General features: G+C 41.9%; 17 protein-coding genes. 11 read left to right on the top strand and 6 right to left on the bottom strand.

Annotated features, from left to right (window positions below; translation table 11 throughout):
- Positions 1 to 10 precede the first annotated feature (10 nt).
- The 3 genes from rpsD to rplQ are packed head-to-tail and all read left to right on the top strand — an operon-like array spanning position 11 to position 2,045.
- Complete coding sequence (gene rpsD / locus D0T92_RS10735) at positions 11 to 631, top strand: 30S ribosomal protein S4 (protein ID WP_151052745.1); 621 nt, start codon at positions 11 to 13, stop codon at positions 629 to 631.
- Between the two features lie 25 nt (positions 632 to 656).
- A complete protein-coding gene (locus tag D0T92_RS10730) occupies positions 657 to 1,643 on the top strand; it encodes a DNA-directed RNA polymerase subunit alpha (RefSeq protein ID WP_151052743.1) in 987 nt (328 codons plus the stop codon).
- Between the two features lie 24 nt (positions 1,644 to 1,667).
- A complete protein-coding gene (gene rplQ / locus D0T92_RS10725; protein ID WP_151052741.1) occupies positions 1,668 to 2,045 on the top strand; it encodes a 50S ribosomal protein L17 in 378 nt (125 codons plus the stop codon).
- 264 nt (positions 2,046 to 2,309) lie between these two features.
- Here rplQ and parE read toward each other — a convergent pair whose 3' ends face one another.
- The 4 genes from parE to D0T92_RS10710 form a co-directional block, all read right to left on the bottom strand.
- On the bottom strand, positions 2,310 to 4,292 hold the full coding sequence (parE, locus tag D0T92_RS10720) for a DNA topoisomerase IV subunit B (protein ID WP_151052739.1): 1,983 nt from the start codon (positions 4,290 to 4,292) through the stop codon (positions 2,310 to 2,312).
- Between the two features lie 222 nt (positions 4,293 to 4,514).
- Positions 4,515 to 4,934 (bottom strand): transposase, encoded by a 420-nt coding sequence (locus D0T92_RS11860; RefSeq protein WP_404821654.1) that lies wholly within the window; start codon positions 4,932 to 4,934, stop codon positions 4,515 to 4,517.
- Positions 4,915 to 4,995, bottom strand: a complete 81-nt coding sequence (locus D0T92_RS11655; RefSeq protein ID WP_263641715.1) for a hypothetical protein — start codon at positions 4,993 to 4,995, stop codon at positions 4,915 to 4,917. The genes D0T92_RS11860 and D0T92_RS11655 overlap by 20 nt, the downstream gene beginning before the upstream one ends.
- 195 nt (positions 4,996 to 5,190) lie before the next feature.
- Entirely contained in the window at positions 5,191 to 5,451 is a 261-nt protein-coding gene (locus tag D0T92_RS10710) for a hypothetical protein (protein WP_151052737.1), read from the bottom strand.
- Positions 5,452 to 5,860: 409 nt separating this feature from the next.
- Here D0T92_RS10710 and D0T92_RS10705 point away from each other — a divergent pair, with 409 nt between their 5' ends.
- Positions 5,861 to 6,481 carry an L-threonylcarbamoyladenylate synthase gene (locus tag D0T92_RS10705; RefSeq protein ID WP_151052735.1) on the top strand — a complete coding sequence of 207 codons (621 nt, stop codon included), beginning with the start codon at positions 5,861 to 5,863 and terminating at the stop codon, positions 6,479 to 6,481.
- A 170-nt stretch (positions 6,482 to 6,651) separates the two neighbouring features.
- On the top strand, positions 6,652 to 7,302 hold the full coding sequence (locus D0T92_RS10700; RefSeq protein ID WP_151052733.1) for a site-2 protease family protein: 651 nt from the start codon (positions 6,652 to 6,654) through the stop codon (positions 7,300 to 7,302).
- Between the two features lie 209 nt (positions 7,303 to 7,511).
- Here the strand turns inward: D0T92_RS10700 and ileS are convergent, their stop codons facing one another.
- Positions 7,512 to 10,298, bottom strand: a complete 2,787-nt coding sequence (ileS, locus tag D0T92_RS10695; protein ID WP_151052731.1) for an isoleucine--tRNA ligase — start codon at positions 10,296 to 10,298, stop codon at positions 7,512 to 7,514.
- 238 nt (positions 10,299 to 10,536) lie between these two features.
- Between ileS and D0T92_RS10690 the strand changes: the two genes are divergently transcribed.
- The 3 genes from D0T92_RS10690 to nfsA all read left to right on the top strand — a co-directional run bounded on the left by D0T92_RS10690 (position 10,537) and on the right by nfsA (position 14,000).
- Positions 10,537 to 10,935 carry an MliC family protein gene (locus D0T92_RS10690; RefSeq protein ID WP_151052729.1) on the top strand — a complete coding sequence of 133 codons (399 nt, stop codon included), beginning with the start codon at positions 10,537 to 10,539 and terminating at the stop codon, positions 10,933 to 10,935.
- 112 nt (positions 10,936 to 11,047) lie between these two features.
- The gene (gene recG / locus D0T92_RS10685) at positions 11,048 to 13,090 is read left to right on the top strand and encodes an ATP-dependent DNA helicase RecG (protein WP_191963699.1); all 2,043 of its coding nucleotides are present in this window, start codon (positions 11,048 to 11,050) and stop codon (positions 13,088 to 13,090) included.
- 178 nt (positions 13,091 to 13,268) lie between these two features.
- Positions 13,269 to 14,000: an oxygen-insensitive NADPH nitroreductase gene (gene nfsA, locus D0T92_RS10680; RefSeq protein WP_151052725.1), complete on the top strand. Its 732-nt coding sequence runs from the start codon at positions 13,269 to 13,271 to the stop codon at positions 13,998 to 14,000.
- 71 nt (positions 14,001 to 14,071) lie between these two features.
- On the opposite strand, the gene D0T92_RS10675 is transcribed toward nfsA, so the two are convergent.
- The gene (locus D0T92_RS10675; RefSeq protein ID WP_151052723.1) at positions 14,072 to 14,518 is read right to left on the bottom strand and encodes a hypothetical protein; all 447 of its coding nucleotides are present in this window, start codon (positions 14,516 to 14,518) and stop codon (positions 14,072 to 14,074) included.
- Between the two features lie 1,022 nt (positions 14,519 to 15,540).
- On the opposite strand from D0T92_RS10675, the gene D0T92_RS10665 reads away from it, so the two are divergent.
- The 3 genes from D0T92_RS10665 to erpA all read left to right on the top strand — a co-directional run bounded on the left by D0T92_RS10665 (position 15,541) and on the right by erpA (position 17,690).
- Entirely contained in the window at positions 15,541 to 15,951 is a 411-nt protein-coding gene (locus tag D0T92_RS10665; protein ID WP_151052719.1) for a YqaA family protein, read from the top strand.
- A gap of 102 nt (positions 15,952 to 16,053) precedes the next feature.
- Positions 16,054 to 17,073, top strand: a complete 1,020-nt coding sequence (gene hemH / locus D0T92_RS10660; protein WP_151052716.1) for a ferrochelatase — start codon at positions 16,054 to 16,056, stop codon at positions 17,071 to 17,073.
- 278 nt (positions 17,074 to 17,351) lie between these two features.
- On the top strand, positions 17,352 to 17,690 hold the full coding sequence (erpA, locus tag D0T92_RS10655; RefSeq protein ID WP_151053070.1) for an iron-sulfur cluster insertion protein ErpA: 339 nt from the start codon (positions 17,352 to 17,354) through the stop codon (positions 17,688 to 17,690).
- The last annotated feature ends 368 nt before the right edge of the window (positions 17,691 to 18,058 follow it).

Here is an 18,058-nt window from a genome sequence, read left to right as displayed (position 1 = left end):
GATTTGAGATATGGCTCGTTATATTGGCCCTAAATGTAAATTAGCACGCCGAGAAGGTACAGATTTATTCTTAAAGAGTGCCCGTCGTTCTTTAGAGTCTAAATGTAAAATAGACTCTATGCCGGGACAACATGGTGCTAGAAAAACTCGTTTGTCTGGCTATGGCTTACAACTTCGTGAAAAACAAAAAATTCGTCGTATTTATGGCGTATTGGAAAGACAATTCCGTCGTTATTTTGCAGAAGCTGATCGCCGTAAAGGCTCTACTGGAGAGTTATTACTCCAATTGTTGGAGTCTCGTTTAGACAATGTTGTATACAGAATGGGTTTTGGTTCTACAAGAGCTGAAGCTCGTCAATTGGTTTCTCATAAAGCTATTACTGTGAATGGACAAGTGGTTAACATTCCTTCATTCCAAGTTAAAGTTGGTGATGTTGTTGCCATCAGAGAGAAAGCCAAAAAACAAGTTCGAATTCAAGAAGCTTTAGGATTAGCTACTCAAATCGGGTTGCCTAGCTGGGTTTCTGTTGATGTGAATAAAATGGAAGGTACATTTAAAAATGTACCGGATCGCTCAGAATTAACTGGCGATATTAATGAACAGCTGGTGGTAGAGTTCTACTCTAAATAATGCTGGCTTAGTGAGGGACAGTTAAATGCAAAATAGCACATCTGAATTTTTGAAGCCTCGTCAAATTGATGTGGATACTCTCTCGTCTACTCGTGCTAAAGTATCTATGCAGCCTTTTGAGCGTGGTTTCGGACACACTCTTGGTAATGCTTTGCGTCGTATCTTACTGTCATCCATGAATGGTTTTGCCCCTACTGAAGTTGCAATTTCCGGTGTGCTGCATGAATACTCTACAGTTGATGGCATGCAAGAGGATGTTGTTGATGTTCTTTTGAACTTGAAAGGTGTGGTATTTAAACTGCATGGACGTACTCAAGTTCAGTTAACTTTAAAAAAATCAGGTTCAGGCGTTGTGTTGGCAAGCGATATCAGCTTGCCACATGACGTGGAAATTATTAATCCTGAACATGTGATTTGCCATTTGTCTGACAATGGTCAGATTGAGATGGAAATTAAAGTTGAACAAGGTCGTGGGTATCAATCTGTCTCAGGACGTCGCATTATACGCGATGAAGGCAAACAAATTGGTGCAATTCAGTTGGATGCTAGCTTTTCACCAATCAACCGAGTTAGTTTTGAAGTTGAGCCTGCCCGTGTTGAACAGCGTACAGATTTAGATAAGTTGGTTTTAGATATTGAAACTAATGGGTCTATTGAACCTGAAGAAGCTGTGCGCAGTGCTGCACGTATTTTAATTGATCAAATGTCTATATTTGCAGATTTGCAAGGAACACCTGTTGAGGAAGTTGAGGAAAAAACACCTCCAATTGATCCAATTTTGTTGCGTCCTGTAGATGATTTGGAATTAACTGTGCGTTCGGCAAATTGCTTGAAAGCTGAAGATATTTATTATATTGGTGATTTAATCCAGCGTACTGAAACAGAGCTCCTTAAAACACCTAATTTAGGCCGTAAATCTTTGAATGAGATTAAAGAAGTATTGGCGTCAAAAGGATTGACGCTAGGGTCTAAATTAGAAGCTTGGCCGCCTGTCGGATTGGAAAAGCCGTAAGTTTGAACATTAAAGGATTATGACATGCGTCATCGTAATGGTAATCGTAAATTAAACCGTACAAGCAGCCATCGTGCTGCAATGTTACGTAATATGGCTAATTCATTATTAAGCCATGAAACTATTGTAACTACTTTGCCTAAAGCTAAAGAATTGCGTCGAGTTGTAGAGCCGCTGATTACTTTAGGTAAAAAACCTTCTTTGGCTAATCGCCGTTTGGCTTTTAACCGTACTCGTGATCGCGATGTGGTAGTAAAATTATTTGATGACTTAGGTCCTCGTTTTGCTGCTCGTAATGGCGGTTATATCAGAATCTTGAAATATGGATTCCGTAAAGGTGACAACGCACCTTTGGCACTGGTTGAGTTGGTTGATAAAGCCGCTGAGGTTGTTTCTGAGTAATCATATTTAAAATATTATTTTAGATATTTTGTTTAAAACCGCTTGATAAAATAAAGTTTATCAAGCGGTTTTTATATTTTGTAGAATTATTTTATTATTAATTTTAGCTTTTAGTTTCAAATTAAGTTTTTAGTTTGGGTGTGCGTGCAAGTATTAAAGCGGATAAGTAAGTAACTTATCCGCTTTAATATCAAAAAAGTAAAAGATTAGCTATATTTTTATTAGGAAATTGGCTTTGTAGCTGTGCTGGTAATCTTCAAGATATTAAATATCAACTTCTGCCGTATCTCCCTCTGCTTCCATCCAAGCGCGGCGGCTGGCGGCTTCGCCTTTGCCCATGAGTTTGGTAAAAATATGCTGTGTTTGTTCATGGGCGGTTACCGGAATTTTGACTTGTAGTAGCCGGCGCGTATCAGGGTGCATGGTAGTGTCTTTAAGTTGGTCGGGATTCATTTCACCTAAGCCTTTAAAGCGGCTAATAGAATAGGCAGTTTCTTTAACACCTTCTTTTTGTAGGCGCTCCAATATGCTGTCTAATTCGGCCTGATCAAGTGCATATAATTTGCGCGCCGGTTTGCTTTTTCCTTGCGCATTGACATCTACCCTAAACAAAGGCGGTTGGGCAACATAGATATGGCCGTCTGAAACCAGTTTGGGGAAATGTTTATAAAACAGAGTCAGCAGCAATACCTGGATGTGTGAACCGTCGACGTCGGCATCTGAGAGAATGGCAATTTTGCCATAACGCAGCCCACTTAAATCGGGATTGTCATTTTCATTATGTGGATCAACACCGATGGCAACGGCAATATCATGGATTTCGGTATTGCCAAATAGTTGGTCTTGATGAACTTCAAAGCTGTTTAGCACTTTGCCACGTAAAGGTAGAATGGCTTGGGTGGCTTTATCGCGTGCGAGTTTGGCCGAGCCGCCGGCTGAATCGCCCTCAACTAAGAAGAGTTCGTTTTCTCGGATATCTTCGCTTTCGCAATCGGTGAGTTTACCTGGCAATACGGCAACGCCGCTGCCTTTTTTCTTCTCGATTTTTTTCACCGAACGCATACGGGCTTGTGCCTGTTTGATAGCCAGTTCGGCAATTTTTTTACCGGTTTCGATATTTTGATTCAGCCATAGTTCTAGCGGGTCGCCGGAAACGGCAGCCACAAGCTTTAATGCATCGCGGTTGGTGAGTTTATCTTTGGTTTGTCCTTGAAATTGCGGATCGAGTACTCGAGCGGATAACACAAAGGCAACACGGCTGAAAACATCATCACTTTGTACTTTTACACCACGTGGTAACAGGTTATGGTGGTTGATAAAATTACTAACTGCTTGAAATACGGCTTGTTTTAACCCTGCTTCGTGGGTGCCGCCCAATGGCGTGGGAATCAGATTGACATAGCTTTCATTATTGGATGAACCTTCTTCCAGCCAAGTTAAGGCAAAAGCCGCGCCTTCGCCTTTGCTGAAATCTGTATCGTGGCCGTCTGAAATATAGTTTTCTGACGAAAATACCGGTACGGCTTCTTGTGCTTCACTGATTAAATCTGCCAAATAGCTTTTTAAACCGTTAGGGTAGTGCCAAGTTTGGGTATTTTTATCTGCTTGTCCTTTAACAGGCCGCATGAGCGACACGGTTACACCGGGAAGCAATACGGCTTTGGCGCGCAGTAGGCGTTCCAGCTCGGGAATACTGTATGACGGGCTTTCAAAATATTGACTGTTCGGCCATACCCTCACTTCAGTACCACTATTTTTAATGGCACATTTACCGATTTCTGTAAGCGGTTCGATAACATCGCCGCCGGCAAAAACGATGCGGTAGATTTTACCTTCGCGTTTAACTGTGACTTCCAAACGTTTGGAAAGGGCATTGGTCACTGATACGCCCACACCGTGCAGGCCGCCTGAAAATGCGTAGGCACTGTCGCCATCTTTTTTATTAAATTTACCACCGGCATGTAGGCGGGTAAAAACCAGCTCGACAACGGGCAACCCTTCGGTAGGATGCAGGCCGACCGGAATACCGCGCCCGTTATCGGATACAGACAGCGAACCGTCTTCATGGATTTCTACTTTGATTTCCGTTGCAAAGCCGCCCAGTGCTTCATCGGCGGCATTGTCAATAACTTCTTGGCAGATGTGGGTAGGATTTTCCGTACGGGTGTACATGCCCGGACGTTCTTTTACCGGTTCCAAGCCTTTGAGTACGGTGATGCTGGATTCGCTGTATCGGGATGTGGTCATAGCTGGCAATTATTTTTCATTTCAAAGTTTCAGGCGGCCTTGAATGGTTTATATGGTATAGGCCGTCTGAATGTTTACATAATGTGGCGGATAGTGCAGAGAATAGATTATGGGTTTGGATTTTAACATGGTTTGGCAAGCAGTTTGAAAAGTAGGCAGATTAATCAGGCCGTCTGAAAGGTTGATCTGCCCCCAAAATCTTGGATAAACATAAAAGCCTTTTCAGGCTGCCTTTTCGAGCTGGGTTCTGTATGCCACAGGACTCAGCTTTTTCAATTTCAAACTACATCTGTCATGATTGTAGTACCGTATATAGTCGTCTATTGTCTGCATCAGCTCTGTTATCGAAAGTTTGCCTTCTTGATAAAAGCATTCCGTCTTCAGTATCGCAAAGAAGCTTTCCATCGGTGCATTGTCCCAACAATTGCCTTTACGCGACATACTTTTCACTATGCCGTGTTCCGCCAACGTGCGGCGGTAGGCTTTTAATTCCTTTAGATAGTCGTTCTCCGCCCGCATATAGCGCAACTCTTCGATCAGTTCTGCCTGTGTTTTTTCGTGGTCGGGTTTGTCGACGATAAAGGGGTTTTTGCGTTTGATGGTCAGAATGGCCTGCGGATGCTCAAGTGCGCGGATGCTCAAGTGCGCGGATGCCGTCTTGGTTGTATGCGGCTATCCAACGGCGTAAATGGGTACGGGAAATATTAAAATGATCGGCAGTACGCTGTTGGCTGCGTACATGCCGGTAATATTATACGGCTTGGTATTTAAAGTCTAATGTATATTTGCTCATAAGAAAACTGCACCTTAATGGGTTGGAAGGGTGTCCAACTTTTGGGGTGCAGTTCATATTTTTCAGACGGCCTTTTCATCCTGTTATCAACACTCAAATAATTTATTAGCGGTTTTCAGTGCGGCCTAAGTGGTCATAGTGATATTGGAATACAGCATCGGAAGTTTGACCACGGGGTGCGATAAATTTAACGCTGTCATCATTTTTTCCGGCACGGATCATGCCTTCATGTTGTACTGCTTGTAAACCGGCAATCGGGCCTGAGTCATTGGCATGGTCATACTTAGGCATATGAGCACCTCTAGCAGAGGCGAAAGAAGCGGCAAAAGTAGCTAAAGCGGCGAAAGTAAGTACAGTTTTTTTCATGATAAAAAATCCTTTTATGTATGATGTGTTTTGTGTTTGGGTCAGCATTTGGCAACAATTTAAAATTGCTGCTTGCCTTGTTGATGTGTGTATTGTATGAAATAACCAATATTTGATAAATATCAATTTTATTTAAAATTCGTTTCTTAATAGGAAATCAATGCTTGGATATAGTTTTATGATGTTTTTATATATTATTGGCTATTTTATAATTGCATTATGATTTTGCTATATATATATCTGATTGTTTAGAAGATAAAGTGTGGAAAAGCTTATTAGTGTTATTGGGTACTGAGCTTTGCGATATAATTTGATACATAGGTGGTTTAAGAAGTTTGACTAAATATTGATATTGTTTTTTTATTTTAATATGTCAATATCTTTTATATTCATTTTATAGGAATACGATATGGCACAATTTTTTGCTATTCATCCGGATAATCCGCAAGATAGGTTGATTAAGCAAGCGGTTGAAATTATACAAAAAGGCGGCATATTGGTTTATCCGACCGACTCATGCTATGCCTTAGGGTGTCAGCTAGGAAACAAAGAGGCAATGGAACGGATTCTGAATATCCGTCATATTGATCAGAAACACCATCTTACTTTAATGTGTGCCGATTTAGGCGCTTTAGGTACTTATGCCAAAGTGGATAATAGCCAGTTTCGTCAGCTTAAAGCGGCTACGCCGGGCAGTTATACTTTTATTCTACAGGCAACGAAAGAAGTACCTAACCGTACGTTGCATCCGAAACGGAAAACCATAGGATTGCGTGTTCCCGATAATAAAATTGCATTGGCATTGTTGGCCGAACTGGGTGAGCCGTTGTTGAGTTGTACATTGATGCTGCCTGAAGACAGCGAACCGTTAACAGATCCATACGAGATCAGAGAACGTTTGGAACATGTGGTTGATTTGGTTATAGACGGCGGTTGGTGCGGTACGGAACCGACTACGGTGATTGATATGACTGATGGTGTAGAATTGATTCGTGAAGGTAAGGGCGATAAAAGTTTATTCGGCTTATAGCATATGGCCGTCTGAAACGAAGGGTGGGGAATAGCATTTATTGGTCATGAAATAATTAAGATTCATATTTTTATATTTAAATAATATAGCAATCACTATCGTATGAAAAAGCTGTTCAACTGATAATATTATGCCGTTTCTTGCTACATACATACTCAAAAAGGAAAACCATGTTTCAAAATTTTGATTTAGGTGTATTTTTACTGGCATTGCTGCCTGTTTTGCTGGCTATAACCGTGCATGAGGCGGCGCATGGTTATGCCGCACGTTATTGGGGAGACCGTACGGCAGAGCAGTTGGGCCGATTGACACTGAATCCGGTTGCCCATATTGATCCGATTGGTACGATTTTGGTGCCATTGCTGATGTTTATATTTACACCGTTTTTATTCGGTTGGGCAAAACCAGTACCGATTATACCGCGTAATTTTCGTAATATGCGTATGGGCATGCGTGTTGTGGCAATTGCGGGGCCGTTATCTAATATGATTATGGCGATCGGATGGGGATTGGTCTTGGCTTTTGCACCTTATGTGCCCGATTCGTTTCAATATCCGTTAAGTGAAATGGCAAAATATGGTGTGCTGATTAATGCGGTATTGTTTGTGCTGAATATGATTCCGATTCTGCCTTTAGACGGCGGACGTTTTGTAGACAGTTTCCTGCCGGTGCGTGCTTCGATGCAGTATCGTAAAATAGAACCTTATGGTACTTGGATTATTTTGATTCTGCTGATGACGGGATTATTGGGTAAAATTATGATGCCTTTTATTTCTGGCATTATTGTATTGGTTAGCAGTATTGCGGGTATATTTCAATGATGTTTGAGATGGGTAGGTATTCTTTGTAATTTAAATAATAAAGGCCGTCTGAAAAATTTCAGACAGCCTTTTATTTATTTTTGGAATATTTATTAACCAATAAAAATAATAATTTGAAAATATCCGATTGGTATAAAAATTAATATAATCTGCTCTCAAATTTTTAATAAGATTATATTCAATTATTGTTTGTATTGGCCGCTTGAACCCTAAGCATACAGACGATCTTCACCTTCTCCGCCGATATTATCGGCACAGCGTTTGCAAATATTTGGATACTCGGCAACCGAACCGACATCGTCAGTATAGTGCCAGCAGCGTTCGCATTTTTCACCATTGCTAACTTTGGCGACAACATTTAATTCGTTGCCTTTGGTTAAGGTGGCTTTAGATACCAGCAGTACAAAGCGCAATTCATCCCCTAATGTTTTCAGATAGTCGGCTAATTCTTCGGGGGCAGTAATTTCCACTTCGGCTTGCAATGAGGAACCAACAGTTTTATTGCTGCGCAATGGTTCGATCGCCGCAGTAGTGGCTTCGCGTACTTCGCGTACGGCCTGCCATTTTTTTACCAGCTCGGTTTCGCTTTTTTCATTGATGGGCGGAAATTCGTGCCATGTATGGAATAGAACGCTATCTTCTTCGCCGCCACCGATAATGTCCCATGCTTCTTCTGCGGTAAAGCAGAGAATTGGTGAAATCAGCAAAACCAGACTGCGGGTAATGTGATACAGCGCGGTTTGGGCACTGCGGCGGGCATGGCTGTCAGCTTTGGTTGTGTAGAGACGGTCTTTTAGAATATCCAAATAGAATGCACCTAAGTCTTCCGAACAGAAGCTCACAATATCTTTAACCGCATAATGGAAAGCATAGCGCGGGTAGTGGTCGCCGGCTAAGCGCTCTTGCAGACGGCGTGCCAGAATCAGCGCATAACGGTCGATTTCCACCATTTGATCTTGTGGCACGGCGTGCTCGATTGGGCGGAAATCACTGAGGTTGGCAAATAGAAAGCTGAGTGTGTTACGGATACGGCGGTAGCTTTCGGTAACCCGTTTGAGGATTTCTTTAGAAATCGCCAATTCGCCGCTGTAATCGGTTGATGCTGTCCATAAGCGCAGAATATCGGCACCGAACTCGTTATACACTTCTTGCGGAGCCACTACGTTGCCGATAGATTTCGACATTTTTCTACCGTTTTGATCTACTACAAAACCGTGGGTTAGCAGTTGTTTGTAGGGTGCGCGGCCTATTGAGGCGCAGCCTGTCAGCATGGAGGATTGAAACCAGCCGCGGTGTTGGTCGCTGCCTTCCAGATAAAGATCAGCAGGCCATGCCAGTTCTTCGCGTTGCTTCAATACGGAGAAGTGAGTACTGCCCGAATCAAACCACACATCCATGGTGTCTTTCAGTTTTTCATAGTCCGCAGCTTCTTCACCTAAAAGCTCTTCGGCGGAAAGTGAGAACCAGGCTTCAATACCTTTTTCATCAATGCGTTTAGCAACTTCTTCGAGCAGTTCGGCAGAACGAGGATGAAGCTCACCGGTTTCTTTATGCACGAAAAAGGTCATCGGGGTGCCCCAATAGCGTTGACGGGAAACTACCCAGTCAGGGCGGCCTTCAATCATGGCTTCCAGTCGCGCGCGACCCCATGACGGGAAGAATTCGGTATCGTCTACAGCAGTCAGCGCTTTATTGCGTAAAGTTTTACCATCTGTGCCGGCTTTATCCATACCGATAAACCATTGGCCGGTAGCACGGTAAATCAATGGGGTTTTATGCCGCCAGCAGTGAGCATAGCTGTGTTCGATTTTTGCGTTGGCTAGTAAGCGGTTTTCTTCAGTAAGCCACTCGATAATCACGGGGTTGGCTTCCCAAACCGTCATTCCGGCTACACGCGGTACGTCACTACGATAGCGGCCTTCGCTGTTAACCGGGTTATCCAGCTTGATGTTATATCTGAGGCAGACGAAATAGTCTTCCAAACCGTGTGACGGTGCGGTATGTACCAAACCGGTACCAGCATCGGTGGTAACGTGTTCACCGTTTAACATCGGGATATCGCGTTCTAAAAACGGATGGTTCATGTGTAGGTTTTCAAGCTTGTCACCGGTGGTTTCCGCCAGAACTTTGGTTTCGCTTGCATCAATACCGTAACGTTTCAGTGCTTCTTCCGACAAATCTTTTGCTAAGACTAAAACACCTTTGGGTGTATCAATCAGCTGGTATACCACTTCTGCACCTGTACTGACGGCTTGGCTGGCGGGTAGTGTCCAAGGGGTAGTTGTCCAAATAACCGAAAATGCATCGCCGTCGATATTTTCTAAGCCAAAAGCTTGGGCAAGTGCTTGGGTATCCTTAAATGGATAGGCAACATCAATGGCGGGGGAAATTTTGTCTTTATATTCGACTTCTGCTTCTGCCAGTGAAGAGCCGCAGTCTAAACAAAACTGTACGGGTTTTTCACCACGGTAGAGATAGCCTGCTTTATAAATTTCACCCAAGGTGCGTACGGTATCGGCTTCAGTTTTAAAGTCCATGGTCAGATAGGGGCGGTTCCAGTCGCCCAATACACCCAAACGGATAAAGTCTTTTTTCTGGCGTGCGATTTGTTCGGCAGCATATTCGCGGCATAATTCGCGGAATTTTGCCTCGGGCATGTTTTTGCCGTGCAATTTTTCTACCATTACTTCAATCGGCAGGCCGTGGCAGTCCCAACCGGGTACATACGGTGCGTCGAATCCGGCCAGTGTTTTGCTACGGATAATAATGTCTTTTAGAATTTTGTTGACGGCATGGCCGATATGGATATCACCATTGGCATAGGGCGGGCCGTCGTGAAGAATAAATTTGGGGCGGCCTTGTGCTTTTTGGCGTAGTTTTTGGTAGCGTTGTTGATCCTGCCAATCTTTCACCCACGCAGGTTCGCGCTTAGCCAGATTGCCACGCATAGGAAAGGGTGATTCGTGAAGATTGACGGTTTTGCTGTAATCGGTCATGGTTTTCTCGTGATGGGATTATTGATTTATTAAAGTTTTTAGGCCGCCTATTTGACAGACGTAATAAACTCTCTCATTTTATAAGGGATTGAGCCGTCTGAAAAGCACAACAGACTGGGAAAACACAGGTAAATTCAGGTTAAGCGGAGCGAGTCATGCTCAGACAGGCATTATATTATATTCAGCCGTATGAAAGCGGCTGCTATATTTTTAGCTTTAATTCATTAAGGAATGATTGATGAAAACTTTGAAAATGCTTTTACCTTTAACTGCTGCGTTGGCTTTGGCTGCATGTGCTTCAGACGAACCTCGTCACCACCATGAAGATCATAATCATGGGCACAGCCATGCACACGAAGGCCATAGCCATGCCCACCGGCCTACTCAAACGTTTACTTGCCGCAATGCCTTTACTGTAACGGTTAAAGATGCGGGTACAGACAGAGTAGCCGTTGAATATGGTTTGAATGATAGAAAATACAACGCTGTATTGGATATTGCCGTTTCTGGTTCAGGCGAACGTTATGTATCTGCCGACAAAAAAACGTCATGGCAGCAAAAAGCCGATGATGGCATCTTGTCCTTTACCGACCCTTATGGCAATGTAACCGAAACTACTTGTCGTCTTGGTTCATAAAGTCAATACTGTTTCTTAGAATATCAGGCCGTCTGAAAAGTTTTCAGACGGCCTTTTTAATAAGGTTTTGAGAAAATCGTTTAAAATAGCCGTCTGAAACCGTTTCTTGAATATTATGACCCCCGAACATCAAAAACTACTCAAAATCACAGAGGCGACTGCCAAAAAATTGGAAAAGCTTCATCTTCAAACACCATGGGATGTCGTGCTGCATCTGCCGCTGCGTTATGAAGACGAAACCCATATTATGCCGATAAAAGATGCGCCGCTCGGTGTGCCTTGTCAGGTTGAGGGTGAGGTGATTCATCAGGAAGTTCGGTTTAAGCCGCGTAAACAGCTTATCGTGCAGATACGTGATGATGGCGGCAGTGTTTTGTTTTTACGGTTTATTCATTTCTATCCCAGCCATCAAAAACAAATGGCGGAGGGCAAACGTATACGGGCGGTTGGCGAAATCAAACACGGCTTCTATGGCAGCGAAATGATTCACCCGAAAATCCGTGATGCCGAAAACAGTGGTTTGGCAGAAAGCCTAACGCCGGTTTATCCCAGTGTGAACGGATTAAACCAGCCCACTTTACGGCGGATTGTTCAGACGGCCTTAGAAGCCGTATCGTTACATGACACTTTGCCGGATGAATTATTAGGCCGTCTGAAACTGCCGCACTTGGCCGAAAGCCTGCGGTTGTTGCACGCGCCGCCGCCTGAATATGGTATTTACCAGCTTTCAGACGGCACTTTGCCGGCGTGGCAGCGTTTGAAGTTTGATGAATTATTGGCACAACAACTTTCCATGCGGCTGGCACGGCAGAAACGTGTCAGTGGACAGGCCAAGCCGCTGACGGGTACGGGGGCTTGGTCGGATAAATTGCTTGCGGCTTTACCGTTCGGGCTTACGCAGGCACAGCAACGCGTATTGTCTGAAATTCGGGTTGATATGGCACAAACCCATCCTATGCACCGTTTATTGCAAGGTGATGTCGGCAGTGGCAAAACCATTGTGGCTGCATTGGCGGCGCTGACGGCGGTGGAAGCCGGTTTTCAAGTGGCGGTGATGGCGCCGACTGAAATTCTGGCCGAACAACATTATCTTAAGTTTAAACAATGGTTCGAGCCTTTGGGCTTGGCGGTGGCAAGGCTTTCCGGTAGCCAACGCAAAAAGGCGAAAGAACAAAATAAAGCGGCTATTTCAGACGGCCTGGCACCGATTGCCGTCGGTACGCATGCTTTGTTTCAAGATGATGTTCAGTTTCAGCGTTTGGGATTGGTGATTGTAGATGAACAGCACCGTTTCGGGGTTGCTCAACGATTGGCATTGAAAAACAAAGGCAGCGATGTTCACCAACTGATGATGTCGGCGACGCCGATTCCACGCACATTGGCCATGAGCTTTTTTGCCGATTTGGATGTTTCGGTGATTGACGAGCTGCCGCCCAATCGGACACCGGTGAAAACTCGTTTGGTGAATAGCGCACGCCGTGCCGAAGTGGAAGGTTTTGTATTGAATACCTGCCGCAAAGGGCAGCAGGTGTATTGGGTTTGCCCGCTAATTGAAGAAAGTGAAGTATTACAGCTTCAGACGGCTGTTGATACGCTGGCCGAGCTTCAGACGGCCTTACCTGAATTAACCGTCGGGTTGGTACATGGGCGGATGAAGGCGGCTGAAAAAGCAGCGGTTATGGATGAGTTTTCCTCAGGCCGTCTGAATGTTTTGGTGGCGACTACGGTGATTGAAGTCGGTGTGGATGTGCCTAATGCCAGTCTGATGGTGATCGAACATGCCGAACGTATGGGCTTGGCTCAGCTGCATCAGTTACGCGGCAGAGTGGGGCGTGGTGCGGCAGTCAGCACTTGCGTATTGCTGTTTTCGGAACCGTTAAGTGATTTGGCTAAGGCACGTTTAAAAGTTATTTATGAGCATACCGACGGTTTTGAAATCGCACGCCAAGATTTGAATATCCGCGGGCCGGGCGAGTTTCTCGGTGCCCGTCAAAGCGGTGTGCCCATGTTACGCTTCGCTAATCTTGAAGAAGATTTATATTTACTTGAGCATGCCCGCGAAATAGCCCCCCGTTTAATTGCCGAGCGGCCGGATATCGTCGAAGCACATTTGGCACGATGGTTGGCGAGTAGGGAAAATTATTTGGGGGTATAGCGATGTATCGGCTAAAGTATTGTTTTGGGTTATAGCTGTGCTTAGGTTGTATCCGAACTGCTTCGGGTAGTATAGTAGCAAGTGATGTAAATTTCCGGCTATCTTAAATCAATATTATTGCCATTAAGTTGGTTAATTGATGTGCTGGATTGTGAATCACGATAACAGGAGAATATTCATGTCCGTTTTACCAAGCAAACCCGCGTTGGAAACAGCGTTAAGCCACCGTTCTATTCGTAAATTCACTGAAGAGCCGATTTCAGCTGAAATGTTAGAAGCAGTTTTAAAAGCCGGTCAGGCAGCTTCGACTTCAAGCTTCATGCAACCTATTCATATTATTCGTGTAACCGATGTCGAAAAGCGCAAACAGTTGCGTGCTGTAGGTGCCAACCAACATTATATTGAAACCAGCGCCGAACTTTTGGTGTTCTGTATTGATTTTGCCAAACACAAAAAAATTGCAGAAGATGCACAAGTAGATTGGACAGAATTGACATTGATGGGTGCAATTGATGCCGGCATTATGGCACAAAATGTATTGTTGACAGCCGAGTCTTTGGGTTTGGGCGGCGTATATATCGGTGCTTTGCGTGACGATATTAATGCCTTTGACCGTGTTTTGGATTTACCGGATCATGTTGTGCCGTTATTCGGTATGTGTTTGGGTCATCCCGCCCAAGATCCTATTATGCGACCACGTTGGCCGCTCACATGTGTGGTATCGGAAAATGGTTATAAACCGTTGGATGAAAAAGTATATGAAGAATACGATGAACTTATCAGCGATTACTACAAGCGCCGTAGTAATTTAGATTTAAATTATACCAAGCAGGTGCGTGCCACGCTTTGCCATGAAGTCCGCCCTGATATTCTGCCGTTTTTACAACGTAAAGGCTTTGCGAAACGATAAGTTATGTCGGGTTGTAGCAAACAGGCCGTCTGAAAGAGTTTTTCAGACGGCCTGTTTTAATTTAAGGCATTTTATAAACGCTGTATTCTTTGTTTGAGTGCACTAATTTTGTCATTTAATTCGGTTACTTTGTAATGCCTTATTGATAAAAAGCCGGAGATAATCAAGAAGGCCGTTAAAATACTGCCCCCCGTTATATAGTCTCCAAAGTCTTTTAAAGACATAACGCTACCATTCCCTGCAATCACTAAGATGTCGGGCATTGCCATAATGGTAAACAAAACACCGCAAACCACTAAGCAGGCTGTCAATAGAGTTAGAGCCGTATTCAAACGCCAGTTTTTGAAGCGCTTTAATGCTAAACTGATAAATAAAAACACTAAGCCGATTGCTGCAAAAAACAATAATGCAGACCATTTATCAACTGTAGTTTGCGTTGAGATGAATGAAGTTAGTCCCAACATATAAAAACAAATTATAACAACTAGGCAAAATACTATACTGAAGAAATTACGCATTACTTACACCGCCGGAAGTTTGAAAATAACAATGTGTTTGTGAGTGGAATAAAAAATATACGACACAAATAAATAATACAATACCATAAAGTATCATCGGGCGGTCAGGTGAAATAATGAATTCTGCCAGAATGCTTATTGTATTGCATAATACATATAACCAGCGGCCCCAGTTTTTGGCTTTGAGCATGGCAAATCCCGCTATGGCATTTATAGCAGAATTGAAACATAAGGCGATATGAATCCCCATAGAAAAAGAAATTTCCCGTATTGTGTAGCTATGTGGGTGCATCAGGATAGTTGCTGTCGATATCACAGATGTCATAATTAAAAACCAAGCGAGCACCGTAACAAAAGTCGGCCGTTTCATAAGTTATCTTAAAAAAACATAATTTAACAAATGGTATTATGCCAAATAAATTAAATGAATGCTATTTTTAAGAATATGAATAAAACATCATGTATTAAATAGGCTTCTAGAATTAAATTTTTTATGTGGTATGAAATTTTTCTTTCAGTAATTTTTTAGATAAAATATAAAAAAATCAGATAGGTAAAATATAAATAAAAAATTAAAAGACGCTCCTTTAGTATGCCTAATAAATTAATTTGATACAAATTTACAACAAATTTACTTAAATTGACTTTAAGTGAAATTTAAAATCAAGAAATTTTTTTGTTTTGGTTAAAATCGAGTAATAGCAGTTTAGATTTTAATATATTGATTTTATAAAATTTTATTTGTATTTTGCTTTGGTGTAATAATTTTTATTTGTATATTTTTTAGCGTTTTGCATGATATTGTAATATTTTGATGCTGGAGTTGCTTGGCAAAATGAAAAACAAATTTTTACAAAAAATCCAATCTATTTTCACAAAATGCTATTTTTAGTCAATAGGAAATATATGGATGGCCGTGAAAACAGTTCAGCGGTGTTTGGCTATACTGGTTAGTTATTAAAGTACATTCGATATCTGTATGTATTACAATGGTAATCATTATATATACATCGACCGATATCATGGCATTATTCAGCCTCTATATTGCACTCGCTTTTTCGGCATTTACATCGGCAACCATTTTGCCCGGAACATCGGAGGTTTCTTTTGCTTTATTTGTGCAAAGTTACCCTGAAAAGGGTTTAACTGCTTTGTTGGTTGTCGGATTGTTTAATAGCTTGGGTAGTATTTTTTCCTATGGAATAGGTAGATTTTTGCCTGGTATAAAAAGAATACCTCAAAAAACACATAAGATACTTAACCGTTATGGTGTGTGGGCTTTATTGTTAGCATGGGTTCCGATTGTGGGCGACGGCTTACCCATTGCAGCAGGATGGTTAAAGTTAAATATCGGTAAATGTATTATGATGTTAATTATAGGTAAAATGCTGCGCTATACAGTTTTATTGCTTGGAATGGGAACCTTTGTATAAATTAATGTAATGGATTGAAAAGCATAATATTTATTAATGTTCCATATTTGGCAAAATACCGTAGAATATTCCATGAAAAAATTTTAGGATATCGACTTTATTATGTCTCGCTTCCTCCCAGAACCTAGTTTGCCTTATACCCGTCAGAATAAAACAGCAGTATTACTGCTCAACTTAGGTACGCCTGAAGCTCCTACTGCAGAGGCGGTTAAGCCCTATTTGCGTGAGTTTCTGTCTGATACCCGTGTTGTTGAATTGCCTAAATTATTATGGCAGCCCATATTGCATGGCTTGGTGTTAACGTTGAGACCTAAAAAGAGTGCCCATGCTTATCAGAAAGTTTGGCTAAATGAAGGTTCACCGCTGGCAGTTTATACAGAACGACAAGCTGCTTTACTTGCAGACAGACTACCTAATTTGATAGTGCGCTATGCAATGACTTATGGACAGCCTTCTGTTGCCAATGTATTAGCAGAATTGAAAAATGAAGGAGTTGCCCAGCTATTGGTAATTCCTCTCTATCCGCAATATGCTGCTTCAAGTAGTGGAGCGGCTTTAGATAAAGTATTTGAGCAGATATTAAAACAACGTAATCAAATGAGTGTCCGTACGGTTGCCCGTTTTTATGATGATGAACGCTACATCACTGCTATGAAAAATCATATTGAAGCATTTTGGTCGCAAAATGGTAGAGGACAACGGCTGATGTTGAGTTTTCATGGAATTCCCCAAAAAAATCATGATGAAGGGGATCCATACCCTGATGAGTGTTATCGTACTGCCGAATTATTGGCAGAAGCATTGTCTTTGAAAGAAAATGATTACATTGTTTCGTTTCAGAGTCAATTTGGTAAAGCCAAATGGATCAAGCCAAGCACACAAGTATTATTTGATGAGTTGCCTGGGCGTGGCGTAGCTGAGTTAGATGTATTTTGTCCGGGATTCGTTAGTGACTGTTTGGAGACTATGGAAGAATTGGCTATTGAAGGGCGAGAGCAATTTTATGCAGCAGGGGGGCGGCAATTCCGATATATTCCTTGTTTAAATACTCAGCCGGACTGGATTGAAACATTAGCTAGCTTGGCAATACGCCATTTACAAGGTTGGTGTGAGCCTACTTAAAGTTTTTCAGTTTGTCGAATTTGAAAATTTCGGGTGTAACTTTTTGTAATGGGCTTGAGAATTAGGCTAGAAGTATTATGTACTGTGTAATAATGGTGCTTATCGCAATAAAAGTACAATATTATTAAAATATCTTAAAAATCTATATTTGATAAACTATTGAAATTCGGTATAAAAGCCCTAAAATAATAGATATTAGATTAATTTTAGCGTAAACTGGGTTGAAATATTTTTCAATATAAGTAAGAAGGAAACACATCATGTCAGAAGAAACAGCAATTGTTGAAGAAACCCCTATTGTTTTTACAGAAAGCTGCTGCGCTAAAGTGGCGGATCTGATTGCAGAAGAAAATAACCCCGATTTGAAGCTGCGTGTCTTTGTTAATGGAGGAGGGTGTTCAGGTTTTCAATATGGGTTTACTTTTGATGAAATCAAAAATGATGATGACTTTGAAATTGAAAAGAATGGTTTAACCTTTTTGGTAGATCCAATGAGCTACCAATATTTGGTTGGTGCGGAAATTGATTATACGGAAAGTTTACATGGCTCTCAATTTGTGATTCGTAATCCTAACGCAACAACCACTTGTGGTTGTGGGTCTTCTTTTTCAGTATGATGACTATCTGGCAAAATAGATCAGGGTCACCGTAATCTATATTTTGATTCACCCGGTTATTGTTTTAATTTAAATTCTATTTGAAAGTTTGAACTAATAACTGGGTGATTGAAATTATGATGTCTTAAAAAATGTCACTATTTCTCAAATTCTTTAAATTATGATTATATTTGTACTTTTAAAAGTATAATTTTTACAATTATTCACGATTAATTTATAATCACAAGTGTTTTGAAAATATTCCATTGTTATATATCGGCTATTTTTTATTTAAAGCATCAGCCTATTAAGTAAATTATCGTAAATATATGCCGTTTGTATGCGTGGACTGACAAGAGACAGATAATAAAATACTCTATCGATCTTAA

The organism is Neisseria zalophi, assembly GCF_008807015.1.
Taxonomy (GTDB): domain Bacteria; phylum Pseudomonadota; class Gammaproteobacteria; order Burkholderiales; family Neisseriaceae; genus Neisseria; species Neisseria zalophi.
This window is presented reverse-complemented; position numbering and strand designations above follow the sequence as displayed.